Source organism: Limnohabitans sp. TEGF003 (genome assembly GCF_055395455.1).
The window spans coordinates 821,995-836,786 of record NZ_AP029225.1 but is presented as its reverse complement, the minus strand read 5'-3'; the positions used below and the strand labels follow the sequence as shown (position 1 = coordinate 836,786).

Annotated in this window: 14 protein-coding genes; 5 read left to right on the top strand and 9 right to left on the bottom strand. The window is 65.0% G+C overall.

Features of this window, described 5'->3' with window-relative positions; all coding sequences use genetic code 11:
- Window positions 1-55: 55 nt before the first annotated feature.
- A complete protein-coding gene (gene ccmA / locus ACZ5RT_RS04030; protein WP_291926687.1) occupies window positions 56-688 on the bottom strand; it encodes a cytochrome c biogenesis heme-transporting ATPase CcmA in 633 nt (210 codons plus the stop codon).
- A gap of 196 nt (window positions 689-884) precedes the next feature.
- Window positions 885-1,211 (bottom strand): high-potential iron-sulfur protein, encoded by a 327-nt coding sequence (locus ACZ5RT_RS04025; protein WP_464453589.1) that lies wholly within the window; start codon window positions 1,209-1,211, stop codon window positions 885-887.
- 192 nt (window positions 1,212-1,403) lie between these two features.
- On the opposite strand from ACZ5RT_RS04025, the gene ACZ5RT_RS04020 reads away from it, so the two are divergent.
- The 5 genes from ACZ5RT_RS04020 (at window position 1,404) to bchO (ending at window position 7,137) form a co-directional block, all read left to right on the top strand.
- Window positions 1,404-1,994, top strand: coding sequence for an NnrU family protein (locus ACZ5RT_RS04020; RefSeq protein WP_464453588.1), 591 nt, complete (start codon window positions 1,404-1,406; stop codon window positions 1,992-1,994).
- Between the two features lie 13 nt (window positions 1,995-2,007).
- Window positions 2,008-3,270 (top strand): Coenzyme F420 hydrogenase/dehydrogenase, beta subunit C-terminal domain, encoded by a 1,263-nt coding sequence (locus ACZ5RT_RS04015; RefSeq protein ID WP_464453587.1) that lies wholly within the window; start codon window positions 2,008-2,010, stop codon window positions 3,268-3,270.
- A gap of 65 nt (window positions 3,271-3,335) precedes the next feature.
- A complete protein-coding gene (gene bchI, locus ACZ5RT_RS04010; protein WP_464453586.1) occupies window positions 3,336-4,361 on the top strand; it encodes a magnesium chelatase ATPase subunit I in 1,026 nt (341 codons plus the stop codon).
- A gap of 13 nt (window positions 4,362-4,374) precedes the next feature.
- Window positions 4,375-6,243, top strand: a complete 1,869-nt coding sequence (locus ACZ5RT_RS04005) for a magnesium chelatase subunit D (RefSeq protein ID WP_464453585.1) — start codon at window positions 4,375-4,377, stop codon at window positions 6,241-6,243.
- 6 nt (window positions 6,244-6,249) lie between these two features.
- Window positions 6,250-7,137 carry an alpha/beta fold hydrolase BchO gene (gene bchO, locus ACZ5RT_RS04000; protein ID WP_464453584.1) on the top strand — a complete coding sequence of 296 codons (888 nt, stop codon included), beginning with the start codon at window positions 6,250-6,252 and terminating at the stop codon, window positions 7,135-7,137.
- A gap of 34 nt (window positions 7,138-7,171) precedes the next feature.
- Here the strand turns inward: bchO and ACZ5RT_RS03995 are convergent, their stop codons facing one another.
- From ACZ5RT_RS03995 to ACZ5RT_RS03965, 7 genes are all read right to left on the bottom strand, one after another.
- Window positions 7,172-8,005, bottom strand: a complete 834-nt coding sequence (locus ACZ5RT_RS03995; RefSeq protein ID WP_464453583.1) for a cobalamin B12-binding domain-containing protein — start codon at window positions 8,003-8,005, stop codon at window positions 7,172-7,174.
- A 262-nt stretch (window positions 8,006-8,267) separates the two neighbouring features.
- Entirely contained in the window at window positions 8,268-8,759 is a 492-nt protein-coding gene (locus tag ACZ5RT_RS03990; RefSeq protein WP_464453582.1) for a TspO/MBR family protein, read from the bottom strand.
- 58 nt (window positions 8,760-8,817) lie between these two features.
- A complete protein-coding gene (locus ACZ5RT_RS03985) occupies window positions 8,818-10,026 on the bottom strand; it encodes a geranylgeranyl diphosphate reductase (protein ID WP_464453581.1) in 1,209 nt (402 codons plus the stop codon).
- The gene (locus tag ACZ5RT_RS03980) at window positions 10,023-11,384 is read right to left on the bottom strand and encodes a BCD family MFS transporter (protein ID WP_464453580.1); all 1,362 of its coding nucleotides are present in this window, start codon (window positions 11,382-11,384) and stop codon (window positions 10,023-10,025) included. Before ACZ5RT_RS03980 ends, ACZ5RT_RS03985 begins: the two co-directional genes overlap by 4 nt.
- Window positions 11,381-12,316 (bottom strand): chlorophyll synthase ChlG, encoded by a 936-nt coding sequence (chlG, locus tag ACZ5RT_RS03975; RefSeq protein WP_464453579.1) that lies wholly within the window; start codon window positions 12,314-12,316, stop codon window positions 11,381-11,383. Before chlG ends, ACZ5RT_RS03980 begins: the two co-directional genes overlap by 4 nt.
- A 73-nt stretch (window positions 12,317-12,389) precedes the next feature.
- Window positions 12,390-13,778: a transcriptional regulator PpsR gene (gene ppsR, locus ACZ5RT_RS03970; RefSeq protein WP_464453578.1), complete on the bottom strand. Its 1,389-nt coding sequence runs from the start codon at window positions 13,776-13,778 to the stop codon at window positions 12,390-12,392.
- A gap of 130 nt (window positions 13,779-13,908) precedes the next feature.
- Window positions 13,909-14,715 (bottom strand): cobalamin B12-binding domain-containing protein, encoded by an 807-nt coding sequence (locus ACZ5RT_RS03965; protein WP_464453577.1) that lies wholly within the window; start codon window positions 14,713-14,715, stop codon window positions 13,909-13,911.
- Between the last annotated feature and the right edge of the window lie 77 nt (window positions 14,716-14,792).

The window sequence follows — 14,792 nt, the reverse complement described above, 5'->3', positions numbered from 1 at the left end:
GGGCTGGGCAGCGCGGGCGCAGGCGCGTGGACCGCAGCGGTGATGGCCGAGGCATTCATGCGCGACCCAACTGCAAGCGTGCACCCGGGCCTTGCAGGCCCACATCGTGGTGGCTGGTCATGACCACAGCGCCGCCCGCGTCCACATGCGACTGCAGCAAGGCGCGGGCCGTGGCGGTGGCCTGGGCATCCAGGCCCACCAGGGGCTCGTCCAGGATCCACAGCCGCGCCGGGCTGGTGCGCAAACGCGCCAAGGCCACACCTTGCCGCTGGCCTTGCGACAAGACCCGCACCGGCAAATGCGCCCGGCTTTGCAGGCCCTGGGCGGTCAAGGCTTGCAGCGCCTGCACGCGGCTGAGCGCCAAACCGCTGACCTGGGCATCGGCGCACAGGTTTTCACAAGCGCTCAGATCGGGCTTGAGGCCCAAGGCGTGGCCGATGTAATGCAGCACCGAGCGGTCGGGGCGCGAGAGCGAGGTTGGAAGAGAAAAAGACGGCCACTTGACCTGACCGTGTGCGGCCGGGGACAAGCCGCACAGGATGCGCAGCAAACTGGTCTTGCCACAGCCGTTGCCGCCTTCGATGTGCAACCAGCTGCCCGCAGGCACGGAAAAGCTGACGCCCTCGAACAGTGTCCGCTGGGCCTTTTGGCAGGCCAGGTCCATCGCTGTGAGCACCCAAGACGCCATGAAAGGGCTTTCCGGTCGGTTGAAGACAAAGCCCAGTGTAACGATAGATTGACACTTTGTGTGTTCAAAGACCTGAAGCAGACGGGTAAATCAGGGTAAACCTTGAGCCCGAGGGCTCCACAGCCGCAAAAAAACCGCCCGAAGGCGGTTTGGCGTTCTGGGCAAACCGGTGTTTGCCCAAGAGGCTGTGCATGCATCAGCCTTTTTTGGCCCAAGCCGAGCACCAGCCTTTGGCGGCCACTTGCTTGCCCGCGAACAGTGGGCAACCACCGGCTGCAGCACCGGCCTTGGCCTGGAACAAAGCGCAGTTGGCGCAGTTATTGCCCGCAACGTACTTGGGGTTCTTGGCCTTGTCCACTTTGGTGGCATCGGCTTTATAGGCCAGACCCACAGCCTGCGGGTCTTTTTCATCCAGCATGGCTTGGGCGGAGGCTTCGCTCACGGCCAATACGGCAGTAGCGGCCGTGGCCACTTGCATCATGAACACGCGGCGTGTCGAGGAAAGAGAAGAAAAACGGGACATGAAGGACTCCTGATAGAAATGGTCAGAAATTACTGAACGGTTCATTGTGCGCCAGAACAGTCACCTTGTCATTCCGGGCTTGATACTTGAGCAAAACACACAGGAAAGCCCTGCTTTTTGAATGTCAACCGCTGTGGACACACCCATGTCAGAATGCGGCACCATCCCACCCTGAACTGCAAAGGTTTTGACATGCTGCAACTGCTCATCGGCCTGGTCCTGTTTTTAGGCATCCACTCGCTGCAAAGTCTGGCACCGCAAGTGCGCCAGAACGCCATCACCCGTTGGGGTGCGCTGGGTTTCAAAGCGGTGTATGCGGCCGCATCGTTGTTGGGGCTTTATTTGTTGGTTCAAGGCTATGGCCAGGCGCGCCTCGATCCGGTGGTGTTGTGGACGCCGCCTCGCGGCATGCAACACGCCACCATCTTGTTGATGTGGGTCGCCATGGTCTTGCTGGTGGCCACCTACGTGCCCGGTAACCAGATCAAAGCCAAACTGCGCCACCCCATGACCTTGTCGGTCAAGGTCTGGGCGCTGGGGCATTTGCTGTCGAATGGCAACCTGGCCGATGTGCTGTTGTTCGGGGGGTTTCTGGTCTGGTCGGTGCTGGTGTTCCGCGCCGCCCGCCAGCGCGATCGCCTGAGCATGCACACTGCACCCGAGGGCAAACTGCTCGGGACTTTGCTGGCCGTGCTGGTGGGCACCGGGGTGTGGGCCGCTTTCCTGATGGGCGGTTTGCACCTCTGGCTGGTGGGCGTGATGCCGTTCACCCGCGCTGGCTGAGCTCCAAGCGCCCGTGCAGCCGGCACACCCCATCGCCGCGTTCGCCGACGCGGCCCCCGCCCGCAAACTGTGCACCGACTGCGGCCTCTCGCGCACGGCCGAGCCCAAGCGCTGCGGCCAAGCCTGCCAGTTCATCCAGCCCGATTACCCGGGCTTGGAGCAGCGCGTGCATGGCCGTGTGCGCCAACAAGGCACCTCGGCGCAACCAGCCCGGCCCGATGAGTTGTTCTTTGGGCCTTACCAACAGATCCTGAGCGCGCGCCTGAACCCACCGACTCAGGGCGCACAGTGGACCGGCATCACCACCCGGCTGGCCGAAGTGCTGCTCGAACAAGGTCTGGTCGACGCCGTGATCGCCATGGCCGCCGACCCGCACGACCGTTGGCGGCCACGCCCGGTGCTGGTCACCCGCGCCGAAGACATGGCGCAGTGCAGAGGCATGCGCATGGGCTACGCGCCGCTGCTCAGCCTGGTGGAGCCGGCACTCGCCCAAGGCCACAAGCGCCTGGCCGTGATCGGCATCCCCTGCCAGATTTTCGCCCTGCGCGCCATCCAGCCGCAGCTCGAACGCGAGCAAGGCCTGGAGCAGCTCTACGTGATCGGCACGCCCTGCTCGGACAACACCACCACCGAAAACTTTCACCAATTTTTGAGCCTGATTTCGGACCGACCGCAGGACATCAGCTACGTGGAGTTCCGCGCCGATTACAAGGTCGAGGTGCGCACCGACCAAGGCGACCAACGCCTGATCCCGTTTTTAAACCTGCCGCTGTCCACCTTGCCGCCCGACTTTTTCCCGCTGACCTGCCGCACCTGCGTGGACTACACCAATGTGCTGGCCGACATCACCGTGGGCTACATGGGCGGGCATGGCCAGCAGTGGTTGCTGGTGCGCAACGCGCGCGGGCAAGCGGTGCTGGACGGCATTCAGGCGCAATTGGTCACCAGCGCGCCGATCAGCCGGGGCAAACGCGATGGCCCGGTGCGCGGCTTCATGGCCAATACCGAGCGCGCCGCTGGCGGCCTGCCGCTGCGGCGCATGCCCGCCTGGATCAAGCCGCTGGTCAACTGGCTCATGCCGCGGGTGGGCCCGCGCGGCCTGGAATTTGCTCGCGCCCGGGTCGAGATGAAGGCCATCGAGTCCATCTTGCACCTGCGCCGCGAGGCGCCAGCGCGCATCAAAAACATGCTGCCGCAGCACGTTTGGGATTTGGCGGCGCGTTATGGCCTGAAACCCGAATCTGACAAAGTGGACGCCTCCGCCAACAAACTGTAAATTTAACTTGACACTTTGCCATGTCTTTTGGATGATGGGCCGAGAACAGTTTTGCGGAACGCCCCATGGCATTGACCTTCCCTTTTGCGGCCATCGTTGGTCAAGATGAAATGACCCTCGCCATCCAGGTGGTGGCGGTCGACCCCTCGATCGGTGGCGTGCTGGTCTTGGGCGACCGGGGCACGGGCAAATCGACTGCCGTGCGCGCCCTGGCCGACCTGTTGCCTCCGATTTCGGTCGTCAAAGGCTGCCCTTACCGCTGCGACCCGGCTAAGCCCGCAGGCGCCTGCCCGGTCTGCCAGGCCCGCGACCCCAAAGCCAAAACCCCAACCGAACGCCAACCCGTGGCCGTGGTCGACCTGCCTTTGGGCGCGACCGAAGACCGCGTGGTCGGCGCACTCGATCTGGAAAAAGCCCTGTCGCAAGGCGTGAAGTCTTTCGCGCCCGGCCTGCTGGCCCAGGCGCACCGGGGCTTTTTGTACATCGACGAGGTCAACCTGCTCGACGACCACTTGGTGGACCTGCTGATCGACGTGGCCGCCTCGGGCGAGAACCTGGTCGAGCGCGAAGGCCTGAGCGTGCGCCACCCCGCCCGCTTTGTGCTGGTGGGCAGCGGCAACCCCGAAGAGGGGGAGCTGCGCCCGCAACTGCTGGACCGCTTTGGCCTGTCGGTGCAGGTGCGAACGCCGCAAGACCTGGCGCTGCGCGTGAGCATCATCAAACGCCGCGACGCCTTCGACAAAGACCCCGCCGCCTTCAAGGCGCTGTGGCACAAGGACAACCAGAAACTGCAAAAACGCATCCTCAAAGCGCGTGAGCTGCTCGATGAGGTGCAGGTGAGCGACGACATGCTGATGCTGTGCGCTCGCCTGTGCCAGCAGCTGGGCACCGATGGTCTGCGCGCCGAGCTCACGCTGCTGCGCGCCACCCGGGCGTATGCCGCGCTGCAAGGCCACCAAGCCGTGAAGGCCGAGCACCTGCAAAGCATGGCCCCGCTGGCCCTGCGCCACCGCCTGCGCCGCAACCCGCTGGACGACACCGACTCGGGCGCGCGCGTGCAGCGCAGCTTGCAAGAAGTGCTGGCCGCCTGAACTGGCTGCACGCATGGCCCGCGAAGCCCCACCACCGTCCACGCCTTCCGACCCGCTGGAGCGCTGGAACGACGCGCTCACCGCGCTGCAGCTGCTGCAACTGGACCCCTTGGGTTTTGGCGGTGTGTGTCTGCGCGCGCCGCACGGCCCGGTGCGCGAGCGCTGGCTGCAAGCGCTGGCGGGCTTGGGGCTCGGCTGGGTGAAAGTACCCGGCTCTGTGGACAGCGAGCGGTTGCTGGGCGGCATCGACCTGGCCCACACCCTGCAAACCGGTCAGCTGCACATGCAAGCGGGCTTGCTGCAACAAGCCGACCAAGGCCTGGTGTGCCTGCCCATGGCGGAGCGCCTGTCGCCCGCCCTGCTCGCGCCTTTGGTGCAAGCCCTCGAACAAGGCCAGGTGCCGCCCACCCGCCACAGCGCCGCCCCCACGCCCACCCGTTTTGGCATGGTCGCGCTCGACGAATCCTTACCCGACGAACCCGGCGTGGGCGCGGCCTTGGCCGAGCGCCTGGGCGTGTGGCTGGACCTGCACGAACTCTCGCCCAGCGACATCCACGCGGCGTGGCAGGGCGACAGCGAATCGGACGGCCTGCAGATTCGCCTGAGCCCCGGCGCTTTGGCCCGCGCCCGCGAACAGCTCCCAAAAGTTCAAGCGAGCGACGAACACATGCAAGCCCTGTGCGCCGCCGCTTGGGGACTGGGCATTGGCTCTTTGCGCGTGCCCAGCCTGGCGCTGCGCGTGGCCTGCGGCCATGCGGCGCTGAACGGGCGCAGCACACTGGACACCGACGACCTGGGCTTTGCTGCGCGCTGCGTGCTGGCCCCCCGCGCCACGCAATGGCCAGCCGAGCCGTCTGCACAAGAATCAGAACCGGCGCCACCAGAGGACGGCACACCACCGCCAGAAACACCAGACAACGGCAACCCAGCGCCTGAGAGCGAAGCTGAAAAAAATCAGGATGAAGACCCCGGCCCACCGCCCGAACAGAACGCCGAACCCAGCGCCGAAGACCTTCAAGAGATGATGGTCGCTGCCGCCCTGGCCAGCTTGCCGCCCCACATGCTCGACGCGCTGATGACGCGCCAAGGCGCGGCCAGCCACCACACCTCGGGCCGCAGCGGCCAAACCCGCGCAGGTTCGCAGCGCGGCCGCCCCCTGCCCCCGCGCCCGGGCCGCCCCGGCGGTCAGGCGCGCCTGCATGTGCTGGCCACCTTGCGCGCCGCCGCGCCCAAGCAGCGTTTGCGGCAAGCGCACAGCACCGGCCGCGTGGCGATTCGCGCCGAAGACTTCCACATCCAGCGCTACCAGCAGCGCGCCTCCAGCTGCCTGATCCTGGCGCTCGACGCCTCAGGCTCCGCCGCACTGCAGCGCCTGGCCGAGGCCAAAGGCGCAGTCGAGTTGTTGTTGCAGCAGTCTTATGCCCGGCGCGACAGCGTGTGCATCGTGGCCTTTCGGGGCGCGCAGGCGCAGCTGCTCTTGCCCATGACCCGCTCACTGGTGCGCGCCAAACGCGCCATGACCGGCTTGCCCGGTGGCGGCGGCACGCCCCTGGCGCTGGCCCTGAAGATGGCGCACGAACAAGCGGCCCAGCTGCAGCGCCAAGGCGTCACACCCATCCTGGTGGTGCTGAGCGACGGCCGCGCCAACGTGACGCTGCAAGGCCTGGGCGGCCGCGCCCAAGCCCAAACCGACGCCCAAAGCTGGGGCCAGCAGTGGCGCGCCAGCGGCCACCGCGCCTTGTGGATAGACACCTCCATGCAACCCGATGTACAGGCCCAGCAACTGGCCGCGACCATGGGCGCGAGCTACCTGCCCATGCCGCAGGTGCAGTCGCAGCGCATGGCCCACGCCATCGAACGCGTGCGCAACCCCAGCGCATGACCCGCCATGTTTGAAAGTTTTTACCCCGGCATGGCCTGGGCCGAACACCGGAGCCACTGGCCCCATGCGCAGCACAGCCGCTTCGTGCAAGCGGGCGGCATCCAGTGGCATGTGCAGCAAATGGGCCAAGGCCCGTGCATGCTGCTGCTGCACGGCACCGGCTCGGGCAACTTCAGCTGGCGTGGCCTCATGCCCGCGCTGGCCGAGCACTTCACCGTGGTCGCGCCCGACCTGCCCGGCCACGCTTTCACCAGCCGAGGTCCCGAGGGCGCGCTGTCGCTGCCCGGCATGGCCGAGGGCTTGCGGGCCTTGATGCTGCAACTGCAACTCACGCCGCAGGTCATCGTGGGCCACTCGGCGGGCGCCGCCATTGCCGCGCACATGGCGCTGCACTTTGACAGCGCCTCGCGCAGCACCTTGATCGGCCTGAACCCGGCCTGGCTGCCGCTGCCGGGTGTGGCCTCGTGGTTGTTCGGCCCGGCCGCGAAATTGGCGGCGCTCAACCCGCTCTCGGCCTGGGCCACCGCCAAGCTCGCGGCCAAGCCCGGCGCGGTGGCCGAGTGGATCGCGCGCACCGGCTCCACGCTGGACGCGCCAGGCATCGAGCTCTACACCCGCGTGCTCAGCGACTCGGGCCATGTGCACGGCGTGCTGTCGATGATGGCAGCCTGGCGGCTCAAACCCCTGGCTGCGCGCCTGCACGAAATCCGCAACCCGGTGCTCATGCACATCGGCGCACAAGACCAAACCGTGCCCCCCGCCTTGGCCGACGAAGCCTGCCAGCGCTTGCCGCAAGCCCGCCAGCACATTCAGCCCGGGCTGGGCCATTTGGCGCATGAACAGGACCCGCAGGGCACGGCCGAGCACATCCTGCGCTGGTGCACTCCCCGTTGAGCAGGGCATGCAAAGCAGCGACCGCTGGCACAGTTCAGCGGGCGCGGACCAGGTGCTTGACGGCGCCCACAGCTTCTCGCGCATCCGTGAAGATCGCGTCAGCACCCAGCTCATGCGGGTCGAACGTCCGGATCATGAAAATCGGCCCCCCCAGCACCACACGGACCTTGGGGTTGCCCGAGCTTTCGCGCAAATGCCCAATCAAAGCCGGCAAGGTCTGCAGCTGCGCCTCCAGGGCCACCGAAATGCCCACCACATCAAACCATTCGTTGGCCACAGCCCGCAGCAACTCGGACTCGGAGGACGAGATTTCCAGCACCACCTCGGACCCGGCCTGACGGAAAAAGTCGGCCACGATGGTCAAGCCCAAAAAATGCTGGGAACCCGGCGCACAGGCGAGCATGATCCGCTCGCTCTCGCCCTCGACGCTGGGCCCGGCGGGTGACTCGTAGCCCAAGCGGTAAATCATCTGGTGCATCAAGGCCAGGCCACACGTGACCTGGGTGAAATCACACAGATCCTGCTCCCACAAAACCCCCAGGTGGCGGGCAGCGGGGGTGATCAATTCCAGAAAGATGCGGTCATGCGCCAAACCCCGGGCCATCAAGGCATCCACAAGCTGGTTGGCCTTCAAGCCATCGCCGCTCAGACAGTGTTGGGTGAACGCCAAAAATTCGGGCAGTTCGCCCGCTGGCAGCTGCTCGCTCAGAGCCTTGGCCTTGGCGGGGAAAAATTGCTGCACATTGAGCAATCGGGGAATGATCTGCTTTTCGATCACTGCCAGCAGGGATTCCTTGCAATCCTCTGGCAGGTTGTTGGCCCGTTTCAAACCATTCGATTGACCACCCAAGCCATTGAACTCAGACATGCGCGTTCCTTGCAGCACGAGCGTGTCACCCTTGGGGAAGGTAAAAACCGGGGCGTCAATTCGCCAGCAACATAGCATGCCGGTCCGCTGCTGCAGATTGCTTTATAGATTTTTTGCCCTGCTGCAACAAGCATGGCAAACCCCTAGCCCTGGCGGGTGGGCTGCCAGGGCAAGGCGTCAACCCTCACCTGCACAGTGGGCCCGACGCCTTCAAACCAACTGCTTTTGAACCACCGACCCAGGCAGATTGGAGCCCCCGGTGTTACACGAGACCGACAAAAGGTCCGTTGAGCTGAACGGTTTGCCAGTTCAGCACGGCGGCGATGCTGACCCAGACCCAGTAAGTGATGAGCAACAAACTCGCCCAGCGCGACAGACGCCACAGCCCCACGATCAGGGCCAGGATGGACAGCCACAGCAACACCACTTCGTACAGGGCCCAGTCAGGGCGCTGCAGTTTGAAGTACAGCGCACTCCACAGGATATTGACCAGCGCGTTCGCGCCAAACAGCCCCGCCACGCGCCGACGCAAAGCGACGGTGTCGGCCGCCTGCCAGGCCAACCAGCCGCTGATCGCGCACAAGCTGAAGATCGTGGTCCAGATGACCCCGAACGCGGCATCAGGGGGCTTCCAGGCCGGGTGCTTGAGCGCGAAGTACCACGGCCCCAATTCGGTCAAGGCCGCGCCAATGCCCGCCGTGGCATAGCTCAACGCAAAGGCCACCGCCAAACGGGTCCAAGCAGATTTGTTCATGAGCGGTATTGTCCCCGGATCCCAGCTGCGGGTCCGGTGTGCCAACGCACCCAGGGCATCACGTTCGTGCCAGGCCCAGCAGATGGGCCATGTCCTTGAGGAAGATACGCACATGGGCCATCGGGTCCTTGCGTGCGAGTTCCTTGTTCATATAAGACTCAAACGTCAGGCGCTGCACGTCACGGTCTTCGCAGATCTTGACGAACTTTTCGCGGCGGCGGTCGTTCTGGTACCAGAAGTACTGCATCACGCCCAAGATCCAGAACACCCGACCGTGCTGCTTCATGAAGCTCTTGCGGCCTTGTTTGAGGCAGGCGCTGTTGCCGGTTCTCAGGGCCTCATCGGCGGCCTTGGCCACGCGCCGGGCGCAGTCCATCGCGTAGTAAATGCCTTCGCCCGACGAGGGGGCCACCACACCCGCCGCATCGCCCGCCACGATCACGTCGCGGCCGTTGTCCCATTGGGGCAGCGGTTTGAGCGGAATCGGCGCGCCTTCGCGGCGCAAAGTGGGCGCATGGGTCAGACCCGCAATTTCACGCAAACGCGCCGTGGCGCTGCGCAGCGAATAGCCTTTGTCGGCGCTGCCCATGCCCACGCTCATGGTCTTGCCGTGCGGGAACACCCAGCCGTAAAAGTCGGGCGAGACCTCACCCTGGTAGTAAACATCGCAGCGCGCCGCGTCATAGCCGGGCTGACCCACGGGCGCTTCGATGATCTCGTGGTACGCGAACACATACTTGGTTTTGTGCGCATTGGGAATGGCTTGGCGCGCGACTTCCGAGCGGGCACCGTCAGCCCCCACCACCATGCGGGTGGACACCCTGACCGGATGGGCATGCTCGGCGGCAGCATGCTCTTTGGGCGTGACCGGGGTGTAATGCACCCACAGCTGGCCGCTGGCGTCATGTTCCAACTTGTCAAAAATCGCCTGACAGCGCACCGCCCCCGACTGCGCAGCGCGTTCGCGCAAATACTCGTCGAACTCGTCGCGGTCCACCATGCCGACAAATCCGTTGTCGATCGGAATGTCCACTTTGTTGTCGGCGGGCGAGATCATGCGGGCGCAGCGCACCTTGGCCACCAGCAGGTGGTCAGGAATATCGAAGTCCTGGATCAGGCGCGGCGGGATCGCGCCGCCACAAGGCTTGGTCCGGCCCTGGCGGTCCAGCAACAACACGCGCCATCCCTGGCGCACCAAATCGTGTGCGGCGGTGGCTCCCGAAGGCCCGCCCCCCACCACGACGAAGTCGTAATCGGTCTGGTTCATGAGCTTGACCCACCTTTCAGCAATACGGGACCATCCAAACGCAAACGCTGGCGCTGTGCAGGCCCGGCGCGCAGGCGCGAAGCCACCGCGGCCGACACCGCAAACATGAGCGCCTGCATGCCAAACACGGCGGCATAGGCCGTGCGCTGTTCACCCAACACGGCGTGGGCCAGATCGCTGGCTGCGGTGCCGAGCAATCCCCCAAAACCAAAGGCCGCCGCCTGCGCCGCGCCCCACAAACCCATGCGCGTGCCTTCGCGGCCCGGGCCACCTTCACCCGCCAGTCGCATCATGGTGGCAATCGCCGCGATCGAGAACGCGCCATTGGCCACCCCCAGAAACACCACGTTGGCCTTGAGCGGCCAATCGACCGACACGGCCGAGCTGACCAGACCCAGCGTGGCCAGCGCCGACACCAGACAGCCGCCGACCATCCAGGCCTGCACCGAGCCCAGGCGCCCCGCCACCCAGCGCGAACCGGCCCCGGCCACCGCCAGCATGCCGATCAGCACGCCCATGTGGTGCCAGCCCGACAGCTGCGTGGTTTGCCCCGGCGTGAAGCCGTGCACGGCGCCCGCGAAAGGCTCCAGAATCAAATCCTGCGCGCTGTAGGCCAGCATGGACATGAACACAAACACGGTAAAGGTGCGCGCCGCAGGCTCGGCCCAGACCTCTTGAAAAGCCTCTTTGAAATTCTGTTTTTGAAGGCGTTCGGTGCTCGGTGCCACGACCGTGGCGGGGTCGCCGTCTTTTTCCAGGCCCCACAAACACAGCGCCGTGATGCAGGCCGTGAGCAGACTCAGGCCCGCCGAGACATGCAGCAGCACCTGCGGGCTGTAGGGGTCGATCAACTTGCCCACCACCCCGGCCGTGACGGCGAAGCCCACAATCATCATCAGCCACACGGTGGTGGCCGCGGGCGCGCGGCGCTCGTCGGGCACCCGCTTGGCCATCAGCGCCAGCAGCGAAGTGCCGCAGGCGCTCACGCCCAAGCCAATCAGGCCGAAAGACAACCAGGCCAGCAGTGCGCCATAAAACGGCTGCGTGGCCATCCACACCGTGGCCCAGGCGGCCATCACGCCACCCACGCCCAGCACGAGCATGCCGCCCATCATCCAGGGCGTGCTGCGCCGCCCCTTGTCTGACCCGAAACCCATGCGCGGTCGTACCATTTGCACCGCGTAATGCCAGGCCACCAAAAAACCGGGCAGCAAAGCCGGTAGCGCCAGCTCGACCACCATGATGCGGTTGAGCGTGGACGTGGTCACCACCACCACCGCGCCCAGACAGGCCTGGATCAGCCCCAGGCGGATGATCTGGAACCAGCCAAACACGGCAGCGTTCAGGGGTGTGTTCATGCCAGCCCCACGCTTGCTTGCAGCAGGCTCAACTGGCGCAGCCCCCAGGCGCTGACCATCATGCCGCTGACAAACAGCGGCACACCAAAGGCCGAGACATGCAAGGCGCGCTCAATCGGTTGGCGCAAAAATTTGAGCATCAAGGGCAGCTGCAAGACCGCCAAGGCCAAGACAGCCGCCGAATGCCAAGGGAGCTGCCAATAAGCCAACAACAGGGTCACCGCCAGCTGCGGCACCAGCATGAACACGCAGGCCATGCGCGCCGCGCCGTGCGCGCCCAGCTGCACCGGCAACGAGGCCACGCCCATGCGGCGGTCGCCTTCAATGGCCTTGAAATCGTTGAGCGTCATGATGCCGTGTGCCCCCACGCTGTAGAGCAGCGCCAGCGCCACCGAGTGCGGCCCCGGCCAGGCCCCGCCCAGCATGACGGCCGTGCCGGTGAGCCAGGCCAGTCCTTCGTAACTCAAGGCGCAGGCCGCGTTGCCCCACCAGCCGTTGTTTTTCAGGCGCACGGGTGGTGCGCTATAGGCCCAGGACAAGGCAATGGCCAGGGTGCAGGCCGCAAAGCCCCAAGGCCCCATGAGCGTGGCCCAGACCAGCGACAGCGCGGTCCAGGCGATGGCGATGCCCAAACCCCAGCGCCCGGGCATGCGGCCCGAGGGGATGGGGCGGTTGGGTTCGTTGATGGCGTCCACATGCCGGTCAAACCAGTCGTTCACGGCCTGGCTGCTGGCGCACACCAATGGGCCCGTCAGCACCAGACCCAGCAGCAGCAAAGCCCAGTGGGCCCCCAAGTCCTGGCCCGAAGCCACCACGCCGCAGGCAAAAGCCCACATGGGCGGAAACCAGGTGATCGGTTTGAGGAACTCCGCCACCGTGCCCAGCGCAGGCCGGGTGCGTGGGGGTGTCAGAGCGAGTGGCGGGGTGTCCATGCCCCCATTGTGAAGAGAGTTTTCAAAATGTCAATCAAGATTGACACTTATCGTCAACTCAAAATGACATCCTTCAAGGATTGTCGGCTTCAGCCTCGGCCACCATGCCAAATCGGCGCAGTTTGACGTACAGGCTTTGGCGCGACAAACCCAACATTTCCGCCGCCGAGGCGCGGTTGTTGTGGGTCAGCTCCAGCGCGGCCTCGATGCACAGGCGCTCGATGGTGTCCACCGTCTCGCCCACAATGTCCTTGATGGGGCGACGTCCCACCAGCTGGGACAAATCGGCAAATGGGTTGATGTGGCTTTGCGCCACAGACGCCCCACCTTGCAGGCGGCGGTCCATGTCGCGCACGAAAAAGGCGTACATCGGCTCGGGCCGGCTCAGGCACACCGCCGACACCTCGACCGGCAAGGTCATGCCCGACAAAGTGCGCACCTCGGTGGCGAAATTGCGCACCGGCAACTGCTGGCGCAAGCTGGTGTTGAGCACGCCCCAGTCCACCGCGCCACGCTGCAGCCAGCGCTCCAGGTTCTGGCCCACCACTTGCGAGGAGGCGGTCAGGCCCAGCAAGGCCATGCCCTCTTCGTTGACGCTTTTGATTGTGCCCGAGGTGTCGGTCAGCAGCCAGCCGTCCGGAAAGCGTTCCATGGCCTCGCTGAGTGCAGCCGACGACCCAGCCTCATGCAAGGGGGCCGCAACAGCGTCGCGAGTGACCAGGCGCACCAGAAACTGCGCCCCGCCCTCCTGGCGAAACACCGTGGCCGACACCGTCCAGGCGGAGGGCAGCCCCGCCACTCGGGCCGAGCACATCTCGATACGACCCGTGGCCAAGGCCATGCGCAGCAAAGACTGCACTTCGCCTTGGCTGTCGGCCTCAAAACACTCACGCACGTCGCGACCCACCAGGCGTTTGCCCGCATCCTTGAGCAGGGACTGCGCGCCCACATTGGCTTCCAGCACGCGCTGGGTGCTGGCGTCCACCATCAGCACCGCTTCGGAGGACGTGTCAAACAGCACGCGGTAACGCGCCTCGATGTGGCGCAGGCGCAAATAGTCCCGCTCCATCGACTGCTGGGTTTCGACCAAACGGCGCTGCAGCTCGGCCAGGCTTTCCAGGTCGCGGCCCAGGGCCAGCAATTTGCTGCCGCCCAGCGGCAAAAGCACATATTGCAGGGCCACCTCGTTCCCCAAAGGGGACAGGTGGTTCACATGCCGCCAGCGCATGAAGTCGGGTGTGCCCTTGGACTGGAGCATTTCCTGAATTTTGATGCGACTTTCGGTGGTGACGGTGTCGATCCAGCGACGCCCGACCCAGGCTTGGCAGCCGAGTGTGGCCAAGGTGTCGCGCCCAGTGGAGACATCCTCGACCACCCCTTGCAGGTCCATGACCAAGGTGACGTCGGACACCACACCCAGCAACTGGGACAAGGTGGACGGGTCCAATGAGGGAAGCTTCATGCTGTAAACCAACTGCGTTTGAGTATCAGGAAATTGACACTTGAATTTGTCATACAAGTATAGGCTAATATAAGCAGAAAAACGCTTGGCCTTGCGGTTTCAATGTATTCAAACGCACACACAGGGCCCGTCAGCTCACGCTCACAGCCGCGTCCGACATAGCTTGCGTGATGCGCGTCACTGTGGTGGGCGCGTCTTCTGCGAGCACCTGGGCAGCCAGGCCTTGCAGGCGCTCAGGGGCCACAAACGCCATCGGTCCACCAACAAACACCCGCAAGCTCAGGTTGTCCGAGTTGTCACGCAACTGCGGCAAAAGCGTCCTCAGGGTGTCCAGGTGCCGGTCGGTGCTCACCGAGATGCCTGCCGCATCAAACCAGTCCGACTGGAACAGCCGTTTGAATTCGGCCACATCCTGCGGCACGCCCACGGTGACCGTCCAGCCGGCACGCTTGAAGAACTCACTGAGCATGAACAGCCCCATGCTGTGCTGGGCCCCCGGCTCGGTCAGCAACAGCAGGCTCAGCCCGTTGGGCTGGCGCGGCGCTTCCTGCAGGAACTCGCTGCTGAAGTCGTGCAGCAGCTGCTGCAAGTGGGCCGACGCGATGGTGGTCATGGCGAAATCGAGCCGGTCGGCGCTCCACCACTCGCCCAGCAAACGGGCGCAGGGCGTGATGCCTTGAAGGTAAATGTCTTCCAGTGACTGCCCCTGGCGCTGCCAGCCGAACACCACCTGGCGCGCCGCATCCAGGCCCTGCAGACAGGCTTGCGCCAGGATCTGGATTTGCGCCATGTCCAGCGCCGACTTGCCGGCAAAGGTGGTGCCTCCCACCAAACGTGGGCCCACAGGCGCAACCTGCCGCAAGGCTTCGGGCCAGTGGTGCGTCAGTCCGGGGCCGGAGGGCGGGGACTGCGAGTTTTCGACATTGAATTGAGCCATGACAAGCACCGATCATCAGAGGGATACACCAGCGGCAGGCTCCTGGAGATCGGAGTGCTCGTCGCAAGAGTTGCATT